Source organism: Parabacteroides sp. AM58-2XD, assembly GCF_003463685.1.
Lineage (GTDB): Bacteria > Bacteroidota > Bacteroidia > Bacteroidales > Tannerellaceae > Parabacteroides > Parabacteroides segnis.
In genome coordinates this window covers 1-15,858 of record NZ_QSDP01000132.1, presented here as the reverse complement: position 1 = coordinate 15,858, position 15,858 = coordinate 1, and the positions used below count along the sequence as shown (strand labels likewise).

Below are 15,858 nucleotides of genomic sequence, written 5' to 3'. Positions count from 1 at the left end.
AAAAAGAGAAATATGTAAAAAAGGCTTTAGAAGACTCCTGTTCATAAAGATTTGAGTGAAAAGAGTGTTTAAATTCTTATTTTTTTTAATATAAGAAACCCGCGTTAGCGTATTTTTATATATTTGGCAAAAAAATGAAAGAGTTCTTATCGGACTAAATCAGTTGCTTAAGAAAGGTTATAACGAGTTCCTAGCCTAATATTCAAATAACAGATTGAAATAAAGTACGTTTTACACAAATAGAATATTTGCCTACTTAACCTTAAAATACGTTTATTGATCTATTTTGCATAAAACAGGACATTCCTAATTAAGACGAACCATCCTTCTCCTAAAATTCAAGACACTAACATCTTTCGTACAAACAAAACCATTCATTGTATACATTATAAATGAGCATCAGAAACTATCAAACACAGAATATTTTCTTTATAGTACTCTATATTTTGCCCAGCTATACTTACTTTTTTCACGCAAACAACTAATACATCCTCTTCAGCCCCCCATTTTATACCCTTTTACACCTGGGTTTGAACGATGCTAAGACCCGAGTCTCAACACACTTTACACCCGAATTTCTAAAAAGGGAACTGGCTACTCTATTGATAATAAGCCTATAGCCAGGCTCTTTTGTCTGACTGTTTTGTGGTAGTATGATAATAAAAAAGAACTATCACACTAACTATCACAGCCTGCATATATTGAAATTCAATATATATAAACCATGAATGATAGTATGACAGTTCTATTAAATAATGTGGAAGTAAAAAGTTCTTTTTATTTTTCTACCACCAGCCATGTATTTCCGCGGGAGGAATAGTCACCTTTATATCTACCGTATAGTCTCTGTTCAGCTTATAGGTAACCGTAGCGTTCTCTTTCTCCCTGATCTTCGCTACATCGGAGATACCGGTGTAATAAAGCGGAAGCCGGATCATACGAGTAATAGCCTTGTCGGTCGGGTTAAACAACAGGGCAAAGCCTTTCTCCTTGCCGTCCGGATCGACATGCATGAAACCGTCCCAGTCGCGTCCGTCGGCACGGCGCAGATGGATCAGTTCGCTGTTCAGGATAGTCCGGTATTTCTTGTACCAGTCGATCACCTCTACTACGGCCGCTTTCGTTTCCGGTGTATCATACAGACGCGGACCACGGTAACAAGCCTGTACTCCTGCACCGTAATTCTGGATCATGTGCGCTTTATAATCAGGGATATGATCTTTCAAAGGTTCGAGCGTAGCGGCAGCCCCACCGCCATGATATTGGGTAAGCGGAACGAATGTCCAGCACATACCCGGCAGGCGTTCCCACAAGCCATCGTACATCACCTGGCGTCCCAGCACCAACTGCCGTTCGCGGGGAAGCGACCAGTTTACTTCACGGTAACCAATACCGACTTTCGTACCACCATTCAACATATAACCGAAATCGGGTATATTGGTATAAATGCCATTCTCACACATCCATTGATACAGGTTCACAATCTGCTGGCGTTGTTTCCACTGGGAGTCTTTCAAACCCTTATGATGGGCATGGCTGGTCGAAGCACAGACATTGCCCGGATACGAACCGTCGTTCTCAAAGACTGTCATTCCTGTCTTCTCGTAGAAAGAACGTATCTTGCGGAAATAATCGTATCCCCATTCACTGGAGAGGCAGGGAGAACTGCCGAAGATCATACCGCCGCGCTTTCCTGTTTCGGGATTGATCACGTCGACCTCATCGCTAATCCAACGGCTGGACAACAGGGAATAACCGCCCAGTTCGATGCCTTTGGAGTTGGCATATTCGGTGAACTCCTTGAATTTAGCTATATTCGCTTCACTCTCATCCTCCATATTCAGTCCCGAACCGAAGCTGAGGATCACCATCTCATAACCGGTTTCAGCACACTGATCGATAGCCGTCTTCACCACCTTCGGATCGGAAGATACACAATGCAGGAAGATCGGGTTTTCAGTCGTCCACGGGGCGATCTTACGGTACATCCGCTTCAGGAAAAGCCCTTTCCGGTCACGGTCATCGCTGTCGAAAGGCATCAGCCAGGTACGGAAGCTATTGAATTTAGCACCGTCGGGGATATCTTCGTCCGGCCCCATCGGCAGTTTTACCTCCAGCAGGCAAGGGGTAAGCAGCGGATAATTACACTGTGAAGTATAGCGGGGGTCGGTATTCCAGAATTCCGTGCGGTCGGCCTCCCGTTCGGTAAAGCCGAGAAACGCCCAGTCGCTCTCGACATGAATATTCGGTTTCAGGAACTGCTCCGGCCTTTTGGCTTCCACCGGTGATTCCGGTTCTGCCATCGCCAGTTGCTCCAGGGTAAATTCATCCAGTGTGATTCCCATACCACTCTTATTCTCGATCTCCATCCATTTACTGATACAGGGAATACCATCATAGAGGGCATAATTCAGTTTCACCTTCACACCTTTCAGGTAATCCGGTCCTTCCAGATAGAAAGAAAGTACCTTCCCTGTCGTTTCGCCCGGCTTCACCAGCGACCAGCGTTTGTTCGCCCAGTCGATACGGGGAGCCAGTTCAGTAATATTGAACCCGGTCACACGAAACGAATTCGGAAGGATCGTCAGGCTGTCGACCCATTTATATTGTGTATAGCCATACTCAAACTGCCCGTCGAGGCCGCCAAGCGTATACACTTTATCATCGATTTTCAGAACACCTTCGTTACTGACGGCACGCAGCATACTTTCCCCTGTCATCTGGTTAACCAGGTCGACGGTCGCCAGGTTCGGATAGATACGGAAGATACGGCTTACCAGCCATTGGAAAGGACAATATCTTTGCCGTTATGCGTCTGATACACGCCGGCCTTCACCCCTTTGGCATCGAGCAACCAGTCCGACTCCGGACGCGCCACCGGCAAATCGATGGCAGGCAGAGCAGCGACCTTACTGCGCAACGCCCTTTCCACCTCAGCAGGCATTGTCTCGATAGTCCCTTTATAATCGGCATTCACCAGCGAAGGCTTAATCTCGTTATAAGAAAAAACAGGCTCGATCCAATCGGCATGGTCACCGCTTACGCCGTCGCCTCCATCTTCAACGACCAGTTCCAGTACATCGACCCCTGAAACATCGAGCGACACCTCACGAGCTTTCTCGCCTCCACGGACCATGCCGCTGTTATACAACTCCTTTCCGTCACCCACCAGGCGAAAGACAACGCTTCCCTTATCAAAGGAACCATCACCGGCACCTACTCCGACAAACTGCTTCTTTCCTCCGGTACCGTCGGTCCGATAAAACAACATCGTTCCGTCCGTCATCGGTATCTTACTGAAATCTTCTTTTTTATAATCCAGCGAACGGTCGTTCACACCCACCTTGCAGGTAAACAGCCCTGTATTCTTCCGCAGGCTCAGTTTGATCTTGCTGTTTGCCTGTACGCCTACCCCTTGTCCGAAATGCTCACCGCCCACCGTCAGTTTCTCACCGGTAACAGCTGCATTCTTCATCGGCGAACCATACTGCTGGTAGGCCAGGGATAAATCCATATCCGGCAGGGATATTTTATTCTGGGCACTGATAGCCCAGCTTGAAAAGAAAAATCCTCCCATAAGGAGAAATAAAGAGATCGTCTTTTTCATGTTAGTCAGAAGTTAGAATATATAAGTCCCCAAAGATACTTAAAATATCTCCGGAGACTGCATTAGTAATATACAACATCAAATCATCGCCTATTTTCCCCAGGCCTTATTCGGGGTATCCCCCATCCATAACTCCAACAAGCCTCCGTCCGAAAAGACTGCATGAGGTATCCAGAAAGAGTTGTACTCTTTTCCGTTAAGCCGTGCACGTTGGATATAACAATTGGCTGCCGAATTATTGTAAGTCTTTATTTTAAAGGTTTTCCCCTTATAATAATCAGTATCCAGCGAAATAGTCACCTCGTCGAACACCGGACTTGTTATATCGTATTGCGGATCACGGGAAGAACCGCCGTCCAAGGCAAACAACCCGATCGCCATCAATGAGCTCACGCCGCCCATCTGCCCCTGGTCCTCATCATGTCCGCCATATCCCCTGTCGGGAGTAACCGCCCCGTAAGCCTGTTCCTTCACACGGCGCACCCAGTATTGAGTCAGCCAGGGTTTCCCGGCATGCGAAAAGACATGTGCATTCGAACAACCCGGCTGGTTCGCATAACTGACATAACCACTGCCGTATCCATAGACAAAATCTGTTGACTCCGACTGCTTGAAAGCAAAATCCAACTTACTGCAAAGACTGTCATTTCCTCCCATCAACCTTGCCAACACAGGGATATCGTGCGAAAGTCCGAACGTCGCCTGCCAAGCGTTGGCCTCTACATATCCGTTACCGCTCAAAGGGTCGGTATGCAACCATTCACCGTTTGCCCTCTTCGGCAAGATCAGTCCCAGTTCTTTATTAAAAGAAGCAGGCCAGCCTGTAGCCCGTTTATGGAAATAGTTATAATCGCTTTTCTTTCCCATTTTAGCAGCCATTTCAGCCAAAGCCCAATCTTCAAACGCCCACTGGATGGTCAGACCGGCATTACCGGGACAATATCCGTTACGAACATAAAAATCTAACTCCTTATCCATTCCCAATGCCAGCATTCCTCCTTTGGAATGATTCCGTTTCATCGCCTTGAACGCTTTTTGCTGATCCCACTTCCTGGTCAGCCCTTTTTGGAAAGCACTCGTGATAAGAGAGGTAGCAGGACATCCGGACATGATATATGAATATCCACCGGCGCAAGGCCCGCGGGGAAGCAGATTCCCATTCACATCGTATTCCAGCAAAGAAGCCGCAAAATCATCCAATACCGAAGGATAAGCCAATCCCCAAAGCGTATTCAGGTTCCATTGTGTCAACCAAAACGCATCAGAGTTATACATGTGATGTTTCACCTTCCCTTCCCGGTCCTTAGCCAGTTGCCTTACATGGAAACGGATATTTTTCGTTTTAGAACCTTCCCGGGTACCATCCGTATAATCCGGATATTCACCGTTATAATCATCCAGTTTATGCCTTCCCAGTAAAGAATGCCACAAATCGGTATAGAACTTCATTTGTTGGTCATGGCTTCCTCCTTTCACATCGATTCGTCCCAACCATTCATTCCATTCCTGCTGTGACTCCTGCCGTACCCGATTAAAATCCCAGTGGCTGCAATCCTGCTCCAGATTCTCCCAGGCATTGTCCGTACTGACATAGGAGATAGCCACCTTCATCTGTACCTGTTCGCCCGGTTGTACCTGATAATTCGCTTTCACACCCGAAGTGGGAGCATCATGGTAACTCATTCCCTGGTTTCTCGGAGTACTCTCTCCGGCACCCTGCAACTCGCTGATATCTTTGAACTGCTCCGATCCGACCCAGCCGTCCAGCGACCTGAAAGGAGTATCGAATGTAACGGCAAAATAAATCCTGACCACATCGGGACCGCCCCACAAGCGTCCGGTCGTATCGAAATAGCCTTCCACACCTTCATTTCCCTTTTTATAAACATGGGCATTGACCATTGTCGAAGTGCCGACATAACCTCCCAAGTTCAGCAAGATATCAGCCGGATTTTCCTCCGTATACGTAAACCGGTAGAAGCTGACGCGATCGGTAGCTGTCTGCTCCACCCACATTTTATAAGTATCCAGAAACAACCTGTGATAACCCGGTTGTACAATCTCTCCCTGATGCAGGAAAGAAGATTTCCAGGACTGTTCTCCTCCCGTCGGGTCCACCTCGCCCGTCACCGGCATCACCGTCAACCCGGACAGCATCCAGCAATGGATCTGCGGGAACCCCAGCACTTCCGTCGAATTATAATTATACCCGCCTCCATACTGATTCTTGTTTCTTGTCAGAGGCGCCGCCCCTATCATCCCATAAGGTTGGTTCCCTGTGATAAAGAAAAAATACCGTCCGCGGGCAGTCTCGATATAAGGATTTACCCAGGATACATGATCCGTATAATCATCGGGAGAAGGAAACACCTCGATCTCCGAAAGCCCCACCTGCGTACCGGCGGCATCGGTCACCTCGAACCGTATCCACTCGACCTTCCGCGACTCAAACTCAATCTCTTTGGGAGTCCCGTCATTAGCCATTCCCCAGACATTGATCTTACTGCCGTCACTGAAATGCAATACGCCTCCGGCTACATGTGCCTCCCTGGCCGGACGGTCATACAGAATAATTTTATTGATATTCACGGGGCGTTCCCAATCTAACTGTATCCAGGGATAATCGATCTGTCCCCAGAAAGTCTCCGTACTTTTAGATACCCATTCCCCTTTTCCCGGTACCCGTATCAGGCCATCGATCACCTTTGCCGCATCGTGACCGGCATCAATCGAAGAGGAAGCCGATACACGGGCTTGCGAGGCAATATTATAAGGCGTAGCCAACTAATAACCGGATAACTCCCCAGCAACACCAACAAAAAGGAGAATAAATTTATTATTTTCTTCATATGGAAGCACTTTATAATTCAATACAAATATAAGTCGTTATCATCTTAAAATCAACAAAATACACGTTTATTTTCGAAGAGAATTATTGTCCTATAAGGCTTGGGACACCCTGTGGGACAACAAACTAAACAATAAGCTTATTTCTCTATCTCTTATGAATAAGCCTATTAACTCATCCTTCAAAACAACTCCGATAACATCACTGGGACAACCGCAGGGACACTCTCTTAATATATAAAAATATATATATAATAAAACTGTTTTTTTAATTTGAAAAAAGCAACACTACTGTGCCAACCAACTTGACACTATAGTGCTACTTACCATAGCACTATAGTCATACAACCAATAGGACTATAGTTTGACCAAAAACCCCCATTTCATCGAGGATTTTTCTTATTTTATGACGAAATCCGTACCTGTTGACACCTGTATTTTTTTCACTTTATCCCCATAACGGACATTCACCTTTTGCGGTTTGTCGGCAGAAATCTTAGCAGAAACCAGTTTACTGTCTTCCCATTTCATATCGACCGTATAGCCACCCCGTGCACGCAATCCCCGTATCTCTCCCGTTTTCCAAAAGGGAGGTAACGCAGGAAGCAAATGAATTTCTCCATTATGGCTTTGCAACAACATTTCGGCAATACCTGCTGTACCTCCGAAATTACCGTCTATCTGGAAAGGAGGATGGATATTAAACAAATTGCTTTGGGTTGTTTTAGCCAGTAACATCTGTACATTGTTGCCAGCCTCTTCCCCATCTTGCAAACGGGCATAAAAATTAATCATCCAGGCACGGCTCCAACCGGTGTACGAACCTTGTCGGTTCGATTCATTCTCATTGTAGAAACGACGACGTTCAATGGTTTTACGGGCAGCTTCAAACAAATCCTTCTTGGTTGAGTTGATCGAAGTACCCGGATAAAGCCCAAAGAGATGAGAGATATGCCGGTGCCCCGGTTCGACCTCTTCATAATCTTCAATCCATTCCTGAATTGTCTGATAACGTTTGCTTATCCGTATAGGCGGTAATTTACGCAAGGTTTCAGACAACTTATTATTATTCTTAGAGTCTGCACCAACAATCTTACCGGCATCCAGGCAAGCATGAAGCAACTCGTATATAATCTCAACATCCATCGTTGCACCATATGTCAACATATACGTCTTACCATTCGGTAACTTATACCTGTTTTCCGGTGAATTGGAAGGAGCTGTCACCAGATACCCGTTTTTATCTTCCACCAAATAAGACATGATAAACTCGGCAGCTTCCATCATAGCTGGATACGCCTCGTTCTTCAAATACTCCTTATCGCCATTAAACAGGAAATGTTCCCATTGATGTAAGACCAACCAAGCACTCGCAATCGGGAAAGTACCCCATCCCACTCCATCGGCAATGGCTGTACGACCGAAAGGATCTGTCAGGTGATTCATCGTCCACCCTTTGGCATTGTAAGTTTTACTTGCTGTTACCCGACCTGGTACCCGGAGCGCATTGATGAAATTGGAAAAAGGCACTACCGTCTCCGACAAATTACAAACCTCTGCCGGCCAGTAGTTCATCTGGATATTGATATTCGTATGGAAGTCGGAACTCCAAGCCGCATACATATCTTCATTCCATAACCCTTGCAAATTAGCCGGAAGTACACCGGGAGCACGGGAAGAATTCATCAATAGATAACGCCCGTATTGGAAATAAAGCGTAATCAAAGAAAGATCGGTTTCTCCGTTTTTCACCCGTTCCAATCGACGGTCGGTGGGTAATATGGAAGACTCGCCCATATTGAACGTCACACGGTTGAACAGACTACTATGATCTGCCACATGCGCCTGCTTTACTTTCTCATACGAATCCTTACTCAGCCGGGCAAGAATTTGTTGGCACGTCTTCAACGGATCGATTTCCCTGTCGACATCCAACTTAGCAAAATTATAATCTGTAGCAGCTGTCAAATAAAAAACAACTTCGTCTGCCTTTTCTACATAAAACGCATTGTTCAACGCCATCAACTGCCCACCTTTATGAAACCCGGCAATCCGGCCAGCAAAACGCATGTGAGGACCGATCGCACCCATTTCCGCTTCCGGCAAATCTATAATCTGCCCCTTTATCTCCAACTCATTGGCCGATACCGGACAGGCTGTAGCATCCTGTTCCCTGTCATAATGTAACCGGAACGTCAGAGCGCCAGGCGTATCGGCCGACAAACGAATGACGACGACATCATTTTCAGCAGAGACGAACACTTCACGTTTATAAGTCACCTGATTTAACGTATAAGAGACAGAGGCAATGCCAGTCTCCAGATCCAGTTCCCGCCGGTAATCGGAAACAGCCGAATTAACGCTCCGGCCGGTCAATAAGTCTATATAAATATTTCCAAACGGCTGATAAGAACGAATACGCAAGGGATCGCTTTTCATGTATTTTTCCGATAACTCCACCGCCTTTCCGATCTCTCCATTTAGCAACAATTGTTGTATTTCAGGCTGTTTGTCGGCAGATGCCGCATTGGCATCGCTTTTGGCTCCGGCCCACAGACTTTCTTCATTCAACTGAATGGTTTCGCGTCGATAGTCACCGTACACCATCGCTCCCAAACGGCCGTTCCCCACCGGAAGAGCCTCGTTCCAATCTTTTGCCGGCTTGTCATACCATAACCGGCAATCCTGTTGTTGCGCCGATAGCGCGATCGAAACTATACAACAAAGTGTGATAAATAGATTCCGTTTCATAAATATAATATTTTAATACCTGCTAATACGAGCCACGAAGCCACCGCCCGACATCAATTCTTCTTTAAGCCGCTGGCCGGAACGTACTTTACTTTTCTTCACCACAAGCTGTTTCCGGTTGCCGGGGGCATCCGTAGCTATTTCCATCTGATATTTCCCTTTCGGCAAGAAATCCAGCTTCGCATCAAACGTACGGGCATCCTCTCCGTTAAGGACGGTCAGATACCAAACATCCCCTTTTCTGCGTGCCAAAGCAGCCAACCTGCCGATCTCGCTTTCCGGCAATACAACCGTTTCATCCCAAATCACCGGTACACTTTCTATAAACGAGCGTCCGGGGCAGGACAACATTTCATCCACATCTGCCGCAAAGATCAACATCGGGGAGGTAAACATATAAATGGATGATAACTGGCATCCAAAGGTGACGGAGGGAGAGCATTGCGTAGTGAAACTCATCGGCGTATAATCGGCAGCTCCTACCAACCAACGGGTAAAGGGCAATACCGTATTGTGATAAGGCCAAGCCGGTCCCGGAGCCCAGCTATCCTCTCCACCTACACATTCCAAACCTCTCACCGCCTCTTTCGCCAACAAGTTCGGATAGGTATAGGAGTCGCCGGTCGGTTTATTCACACCGTGGAAGATAACCATCAACTTCTCTTTGGCGGCATCTTTCAAAATATTCTCCATCAAATTCACCGTAAAGAGGTTTTCGGTATGGAAGAAGTCTATCTTCAACCCTTTCACCCCAACTTCCGCGCATTTCTTCATGAAATTGGTGCGTTCTTGCGGATCCACCAGACCAATGTCTGATTTATTTCCAGAACGGGGAGACGAAGAACGCCATACCCAAATATCCACATTCTTGGCTTTGGCATAATCCACCAACTCTTTCAGTATTTCCCATTTAGTCCGTCCGTTTACCTCTTTCTCTGTTTGTTGCCACAACTCCCAGCCATCGTCTACCACTACGGATTCAATACCCAGTTCAGCACATCCGTCTACAAACCGTTTTTGCGTAGCTACACTTAGTTTCTCACTACCCTGCACATACCACGTAAAGGTCGCCCTACCCGGTTTTATCCAATCTGTCTTTGCTCCATCCGGGAAAAGCGTTTTATTCGGCTGATCAGAAACCTGAGCAATGATCTGGTTATTTACCAAGCCATTCAAATCTTTTGACAACATAAGGATACGCCAGGGAGTTACAATTTCCTGACTTTCCGCTTTCGGGGAAACAATCCACGGGATATTACGCACTTCTTCATGCCAATATTTAGCAGGAGGAAGGCCAGTAACTATTCCCGTTTCCACATGTCCCTTATTTTCCACATAACCAAACTGTACCTTGTTCGGAGCTGTACCCAACAGTACTGCACCATGATAATTGAACAGATTTGCTTCCGTGATCGCCGCATAAATTCCATTCGGTAAATGAAAAGTCGCAGGCGGAGCCAACAACTCGCCTTCTATACGGTCAGTCTCCCGTTCCTGGTACTGTTGCAACCAGCCGTATTGAAATGGACCGCTGGCATACCAAACTTTAGTCTGTGACGGGAAAATAAACGATGTTTCCTCTCCATAAATACATACAGGTCCATCTGCCGGAACGCGGTAACGCAGGGCAATCCCGTCAGGAAATATCCGGGCATCCAGATAAAAACGACTTCCGTCGGCTTGTTGTAATTGGTAGACAAGCGTATTATTTTCCTTTTTTTCCTTGTTAAGCAACTGAACGTCTTTCCCCAGCAGACGGTGATCAACATTCAATCCTAAAGGAGCTTCCCGGATAACTGAATTTTCCTCATAAGAGACATCCAGTACCAATTGTTTATCGGTATTCGCCTCTATTTTCAACTTTACCGGGGTAGCAGCGGTAACAGCGTCTACCGCCTCCCCTTTTACAATCTGACTTATACTCAATAAGAACAGGGCTATGGCTAAAAACTTCGTTATACGATTATTCATCTTAAGTTATATTAGGTTTCAAAACATTGAAATGGTAAAAATAAGAAACAAATCCAATAGGTACTTTTATAAAATACGGGTATTATTTTGCAAAATCCGGGATTAAGGGAAGAAAACTATCCGCACGCCTTCAAAAAATCAGTCGATAAAAGTAAAGGATAAAACAGGACTATATCACACCGGTTATCGTGGTCTTTGATTGTCGCGGAGAAGCAACAGCTACGGGTCGGTTTACGACCGGCAGGTCCGCACCGGACGCAAACACCGGACTCGTTGCTATCACAAATGTGGCTCCTACAAACATTTTACCCAACAAAGGAGTAGATGCATTGAAAAAAGATATTGCATAACTTTATTTCATTTTGAAGAATAAAACAATAGCTATGCAATACCTCTTTATTCGTTCAGAGAAAGATTATTCGATCTCCGGACGGTCTTCTCCACCACCTTCTTCGGGTGTCGTCTCAGCTGCGCCGTTAAACTCCATCCAGAAGATGTTGTCGCTTACGAGCGTGCGGTTCATAGACTTGCTGCCGCTCTTCTTCGTGGCTTCGGGGATGAAACGAACACGTACGCCGGTGATCTGCGATGCATTCACTTTGTCGGCCGTTTCGGCTCCGTTACCGTTGGAGGTACAGGTGTAGTAGAAAGTACCCAGACCATCGATCTTCACGCTCCGTCCCTGAGCCATATAATCGGCCAAAACGCCTGCCAGATCCATCAGGACTGCATAGACGTCAGCTCGGCTCACGGTAGAAATCTGCGACAAACGGTCGGCCACCTCTTTCGTAGCTACGGGCTTACCCACGGTAACTGCTTGCGGGTGCCACTTGCCCCCCATCTTTTTAAGAACTTTTTTAAAGAATGCCATAATTGAACATTTTTAAAAGTCTTCCCCTGCTCTTTGTATATGCAACAATCCGAAAGCCGGCATGGTGACCTATAAGAAGTCATCCTGTCACCCATAGGCAACATTGCTGTCTTATGGGATTGTTTTCGATACCTCAAGCAGAGGGTTTAATCTCGTTACCGGAGTTCCCACGCCATCTCCGGCTTAGCGTGTCATGTTCAGATTAAAGGATAACCTTTCCTTGTATGTCATCAGAGTTACTTTTTGATAAAGACATCGTTCAATTGCCTCCAGGGATAATTTCCGTCATTCTTCTGAGGTCTACCGGGAGTACTTCGGCCTTCTTCCACATACTTCACCAATAAGGAACGCAGTTCGGCCACTTTGTCCGGATACTGCGCTTCAAGATTTTTCCGCTCGGACGGATCAGTCTTCATATTATATAACTGTACTGGCGCAACGTTGCCAATGCCGTCGAATCATTCGGCTTCGGTGCGCTCCAACCTCCCGAACTCGGAGACAGCAGTAGCTTCCAGTCTCCCCTGCGAATGGTGAACTGACCCGCAATTGAATGATGTATCGTAGCTTCCCGGATGGGAGACACATCTGAATCTGAAACGATTGCCGGCATCAAATTATAACTGTCTTCTCCTTCGGAATCCATCAGGGTATATCCGTTCAGAGCAGCAAAAGTCGCATAAAAATCAGTGAGGCAAACCGTTTGATCTACATGATGAGGTTTGGTACCTCCCGGCCATCGAAGAATACACGGTACGCGATGACCGCCATCAAACAAATCCGCCTTATGCCCACGATAAATCGAGTTCGGATAATGCCCCTGAGCAATCAGTTCTTCGATTCCGGCAGCCGGACTGCATCCATTGTCGGTTGTGAATACAACAATCGTATTTTCATCTTCCCCCGATTCTTTCACAGCCTGTAAAACACGTCCGACCATCGCATCGACCATCAATACAAAATCGCCATAATCACCCAAGCCGGATTTACCTTGAAACTCTTTTACCGGCAAGATAGGTGTATGCGGAGCCGGAAGTGGCAAATAAAGGAAATAAGGTTGGTCGGAAGAAGCTTTTTCTTTCACATAACGGCAAGCTCTGTCTATCAGGTTGGGTAATACCTCTTCATGGACAAAGTCTGCCCCCGTCGGTCCTTTTCGCCACCAACTGTATTTTCCTTTATTGACAGTTTCCCTATCAGGCAGCGAAGTCGGCATATCATTCTCGATATAAACATAGGGTGACATATCCAAAGAACCACAAAAACCATAATAATAATCAAATCCCCGGGTGCTAGGTCCGTTAGCTACCGGCTTGCTGAAATCAACACTATCTGCTCCAGCTTCAATATTATTCCAATCCCATCCCAAATGCCATTTGCCTATACCGGCTGTCGTATAACCTTGTTTATGTAACATAGAAGCCATTGTCTCCCTGCCCGGGGCAATCAGGCTTTCGAATAACCGTTCAAAACTCCCTGTTTCATCGTCGAACGCCAGTTGTAACGTCCTGTCAGAATACCATAGCGAGTAGGGGTACTTACCGATGAACTTGAATGGGCATCTGTGAAAACGACCCCTTCACGGGCCATTCTATCCAGATTTTCCGTCTTAATTTTAGATTTGGCATCTAAATAAGACACATCTCCGTATCCCATGTCGTCAGCTAGGATAAAAATGATGTTGGGCTGTTTATCTTTTGCCGACATGTTCAACACACCAGCTGCCAATAAGGGTAATAACATAAACTTTTTATTCATGATCAATACTGTTAGAGTTTTTTAATTCCTATTTAATATCTTCTCTAAATTATTTTAATGGGCTGCTTATATAAATATAATATGCCGGAAAAGTTCTATCTGCTTTATCTATCAGTTCCGCAGTCATATCATATTTACCTGCCGGAATTGTGACTGTAAAATTCACCTCGGTTGAATTGGCTGCTATCTTTTGTTTTTTACTTACATTCGCAAGATAAAGAAAGGCCTCTGTAAAATCCGATTTTGTACTGGCAGGTGTGTGTGTTTCTATTTCGATCCGAGAATTAGTCTTAGGAAATATGGAATTAATAGGCAGCCCGCTCTCACGGGGAAAACGGCAAAGACTAATATTATAAGTTCCTCCTTTAATGAACTCGATTTTCCATACACCTGATGCACGTCCTGCCGTAATAGCACTATTTTGATGCCATACAGAAAGACTTCCATTGAGCATATCGTGTGCTGAAATTCGAACCGGATTTTCTTTTTCTGTTCCAACCTTTATATATGCGTAACGTTCACTAACACCTTCTTCCATGATAGAACTCCACCAACCTTCATAGCCTAAAGATAGCCTTTCTGCTACTTCCGGATGTTCGTCTATTACATTCTGTTTTTGCGCCAAATCTGTTCTCATATCATACAGTTCTTTTCCGTTTACCAAACGCCAATTGTTATCCATGACTGTATAACTTTTATATTTCACCAAATTAAGCTCGCGTTGAGTATCCATATACAAAACGCGATTTGGCCAATTTTCGGCTTCACCATATAGCAAAGGCTTCAAACTGATACCATCCAACGCTTTTGGGGGATTGAAATCCAGATTTAACAAATCAACAAATGTAGGCAACAAATCGTAATGTGCCACTAAAGCCTCTACATCTTTACCTCCGGCAATACCTCCTTGTGGCCAACGAATATAAAAAGGAACACAATGTCCGCCTTCATATACACTGCCTTTTCCACCTTTCATTCCAGCATCATACACTCTGTTTCCTCCGGCCGTGCCATTATCCGTAGTAAATATAAGAATTGTATTTTCTCGCAATCCCAATTCCTCCAGTTTCCTTTCCAAACGAGCAAAGTTATCATCCACATTTGTTATCATACCATAAAAACGTTTTATATTTCCCGGTAGATTTGCGTTTTTATATTTCTCTAAATACTCTGCAGGGACATTTAATGGTCCATGAGGAGCGTTCGTGGCAATATAACAGAAAAAGGGCGTATCTTTATTGGCTTCTATAAATTCCAAAGCATTGTCAAAAAATACATCTGTACAATAACCTTTGTAATCTTCTGTCTTTCCATTATGCCAAAATGTATCATCAAAATAATCATTGTCCCAATAATCCGGTCCTTGGCCTATGCCACCTCCACCATGGCGTACCACTTCGTGAAATCCTCTATCCTCTGGACGGAAAGGATAATTGTCTCCCAAATGCCACTTTCCGAACATACCATTTACATATCCGTTTTGGGCCAATATTTGAGGTAAAAGTACTTCATCTTCATACAATAACGAACGTCCGTTGATTGTATGAAACATATTCAACCGATTCGTATGTCGTCCGGTCATGATTGAACTGCGGGTGGGAGCAGAGGTAGTGGAAACGTGGTAATTTGTAAACCGTAATGCCTGTTCATAAAAGGCATCGATATGCGGGGTGTGAATATAAGAGTTGCCTTCACAACCTAAGTCGTTTTTCCCCTGATCGTCCGTCATTACAAATATAATATTCGGACGAGTGTTTTCTTGTGCCTCTGTTCCTGTTTGGAAGAGCGAAAGTAAGGCTAAAGAAGTTATTATTCGATTGTGTTTCATAAATATTTTTTATTAATGAGTATGCAGAATTAATCCGCCTAAGTTTTTTATCCGGTTATTTGACTTTCTTTCTATAATTCGGATTTCCTTCCGGATATAAAGCATTTACCTCTTTTTAAATTAATGAGTATGCAGAATTAATCCGCCTAAGTTTTTTATCCGGTTATTTGACTTTCTTTCTATAATTCGGATTTCCTTCCGGATATAAAGCATTTACCTCTTTTTAAA

The 15,858-nt window shown here is 45.1% G+C and carries 11 protein-coding genes; 1 reads left to right on the top strand and 10 read right to left on the bottom strand.

From position 1 onward, the window contains the following. Window positions 1-785 precede the first annotated feature (785 nt). From DXA15_RS22370 to DXA15_RS22355, 5 genes are all read right to left on the bottom strand, one after another. On the bottom strand, window positions 786-2,720 hold the full coding sequence (locus tag DXA15_RS22370; RefSeq protein WP_233567548.1) for an alpha-galactosidase: 1,935 nt from the start codon (window positions 2,718-2,720) through the stop codon (window positions 786-788). A 53-nt stretch (window positions 2,721-2,773) separates the two neighbouring features. Further along, window positions 2,774-3,607, bottom strand: a complete 834-nt coding sequence (locus DXA15_RS27260; protein WP_233567547.1) for an NPCBM/NEW2 domain-containing protein — start codon at window positions 3,605-3,607, stop codon at window positions 2,774-2,776. Window positions 3,608-3,697: 90 nt separating this feature from the next. Further along, window positions 3,698-6,391, bottom strand: coding sequence for a GH92 family glycosyl hydrolase (locus tag DXA15_RS22365; RefSeq protein WP_128135489.1), 2,694 nt, complete (start codon window positions 6,389-6,391; stop codon window positions 3,698-3,700). A 462-nt stretch (window positions 6,392-6,853) separates the two neighbouring features. After that, window positions 6,854-9,205, bottom strand: coding sequence for a glycoside hydrolase N-terminal domain-containing protein (locus DXA15_RS22360; protein ID WP_128135488.1), 2,352 nt, complete (start codon window positions 9,203-9,205; stop codon window positions 6,854-6,856). Window positions 9,206-9,217: 12 nt separating this feature from the next. Beyond that, complete coding sequence (locus DXA15_RS22355) at window positions 9,218-11,176, bottom strand: glycoside hydrolase family 97 protein (RefSeq protein WP_128135487.1); 1,959 nt, start codon at window positions 11,174-11,176, stop codon at window positions 9,218-9,220. A gap of 188 nt (window positions 11,177-11,364) precedes the next feature. Here DXA15_RS22355 and DXA15_RS27255 point away from each other — a divergent pair, with 188 nt between their 5' ends. Beyond that, window positions 11,365-11,526, top strand: a complete 162-nt coding sequence (locus DXA15_RS27255) for a hypothetical protein (protein ID WP_233567546.1) — start codon at window positions 11,365-11,367, stop codon at window positions 11,524-11,526. 65 nt (window positions 11,527-11,591) lie between these two features. On the opposite strand, the gene DXA15_RS22350 is transcribed toward DXA15_RS27255, so the two are convergent. From DXA15_RS22350 to DXA15_RS22340, 5 genes are all read right to left on the bottom strand, one after another. Beyond that, window positions 11,592-12,047 carry an HU family DNA-binding protein gene (locus DXA15_RS22350; RefSeq protein ID WP_128135486.1) on the bottom strand — a complete coding sequence of 152 codons (456 nt, stop codon included), beginning with the start codon at window positions 12,045-12,047 and terminating at the stop codon, window positions 11,592-11,594. A 236-nt stretch (window positions 12,048-12,283) separates the two neighbouring features. Further along, window positions 12,284-12,463: a hypothetical protein gene (locus tag DXA15_RS27250; protein ID WP_233567545.1), complete on the bottom strand. Its 180-nt coding sequence runs from the start codon at window positions 12,461-12,463 to the stop codon at window positions 12,284-12,286. Beyond that, on the bottom strand, window positions 12,460-13,461 hold the full coding sequence (locus DXA15_RS22345; RefSeq protein ID WP_255420002.1) for a sulfatase-like hydrolase/transferase: 1,002 nt from the start codon (window positions 13,459-13,461) through the stop codon (window positions 12,460-12,462). Before DXA15_RS22345 ends, DXA15_RS27250 begins: the two co-directional genes overlap by 4 nt. A 29-nt stretch (window positions 13,462-13,490) precedes the next feature. Next, window positions 13,491-13,802 carry a sulfatase-like hydrolase/transferase gene (locus DXA15_RS27750; RefSeq protein WP_255420001.1) on the bottom strand — a complete coding sequence of 104 codons (312 nt, stop codon included), beginning with the start codon at window positions 13,800-13,802 and terminating at the stop codon, window positions 13,491-13,493. Between the two features lie 49 nt (window positions 13,803-13,851). After that, entirely contained in the window at window positions 13,852-15,630 is a 1,779-nt protein-coding gene (locus tag DXA15_RS22340) for an arylsulfatase (RefSeq protein ID WP_128135485.1), read from the bottom strand. Between the last annotated feature and the right edge of the window lie 228 nt (window positions 15,631-15,858).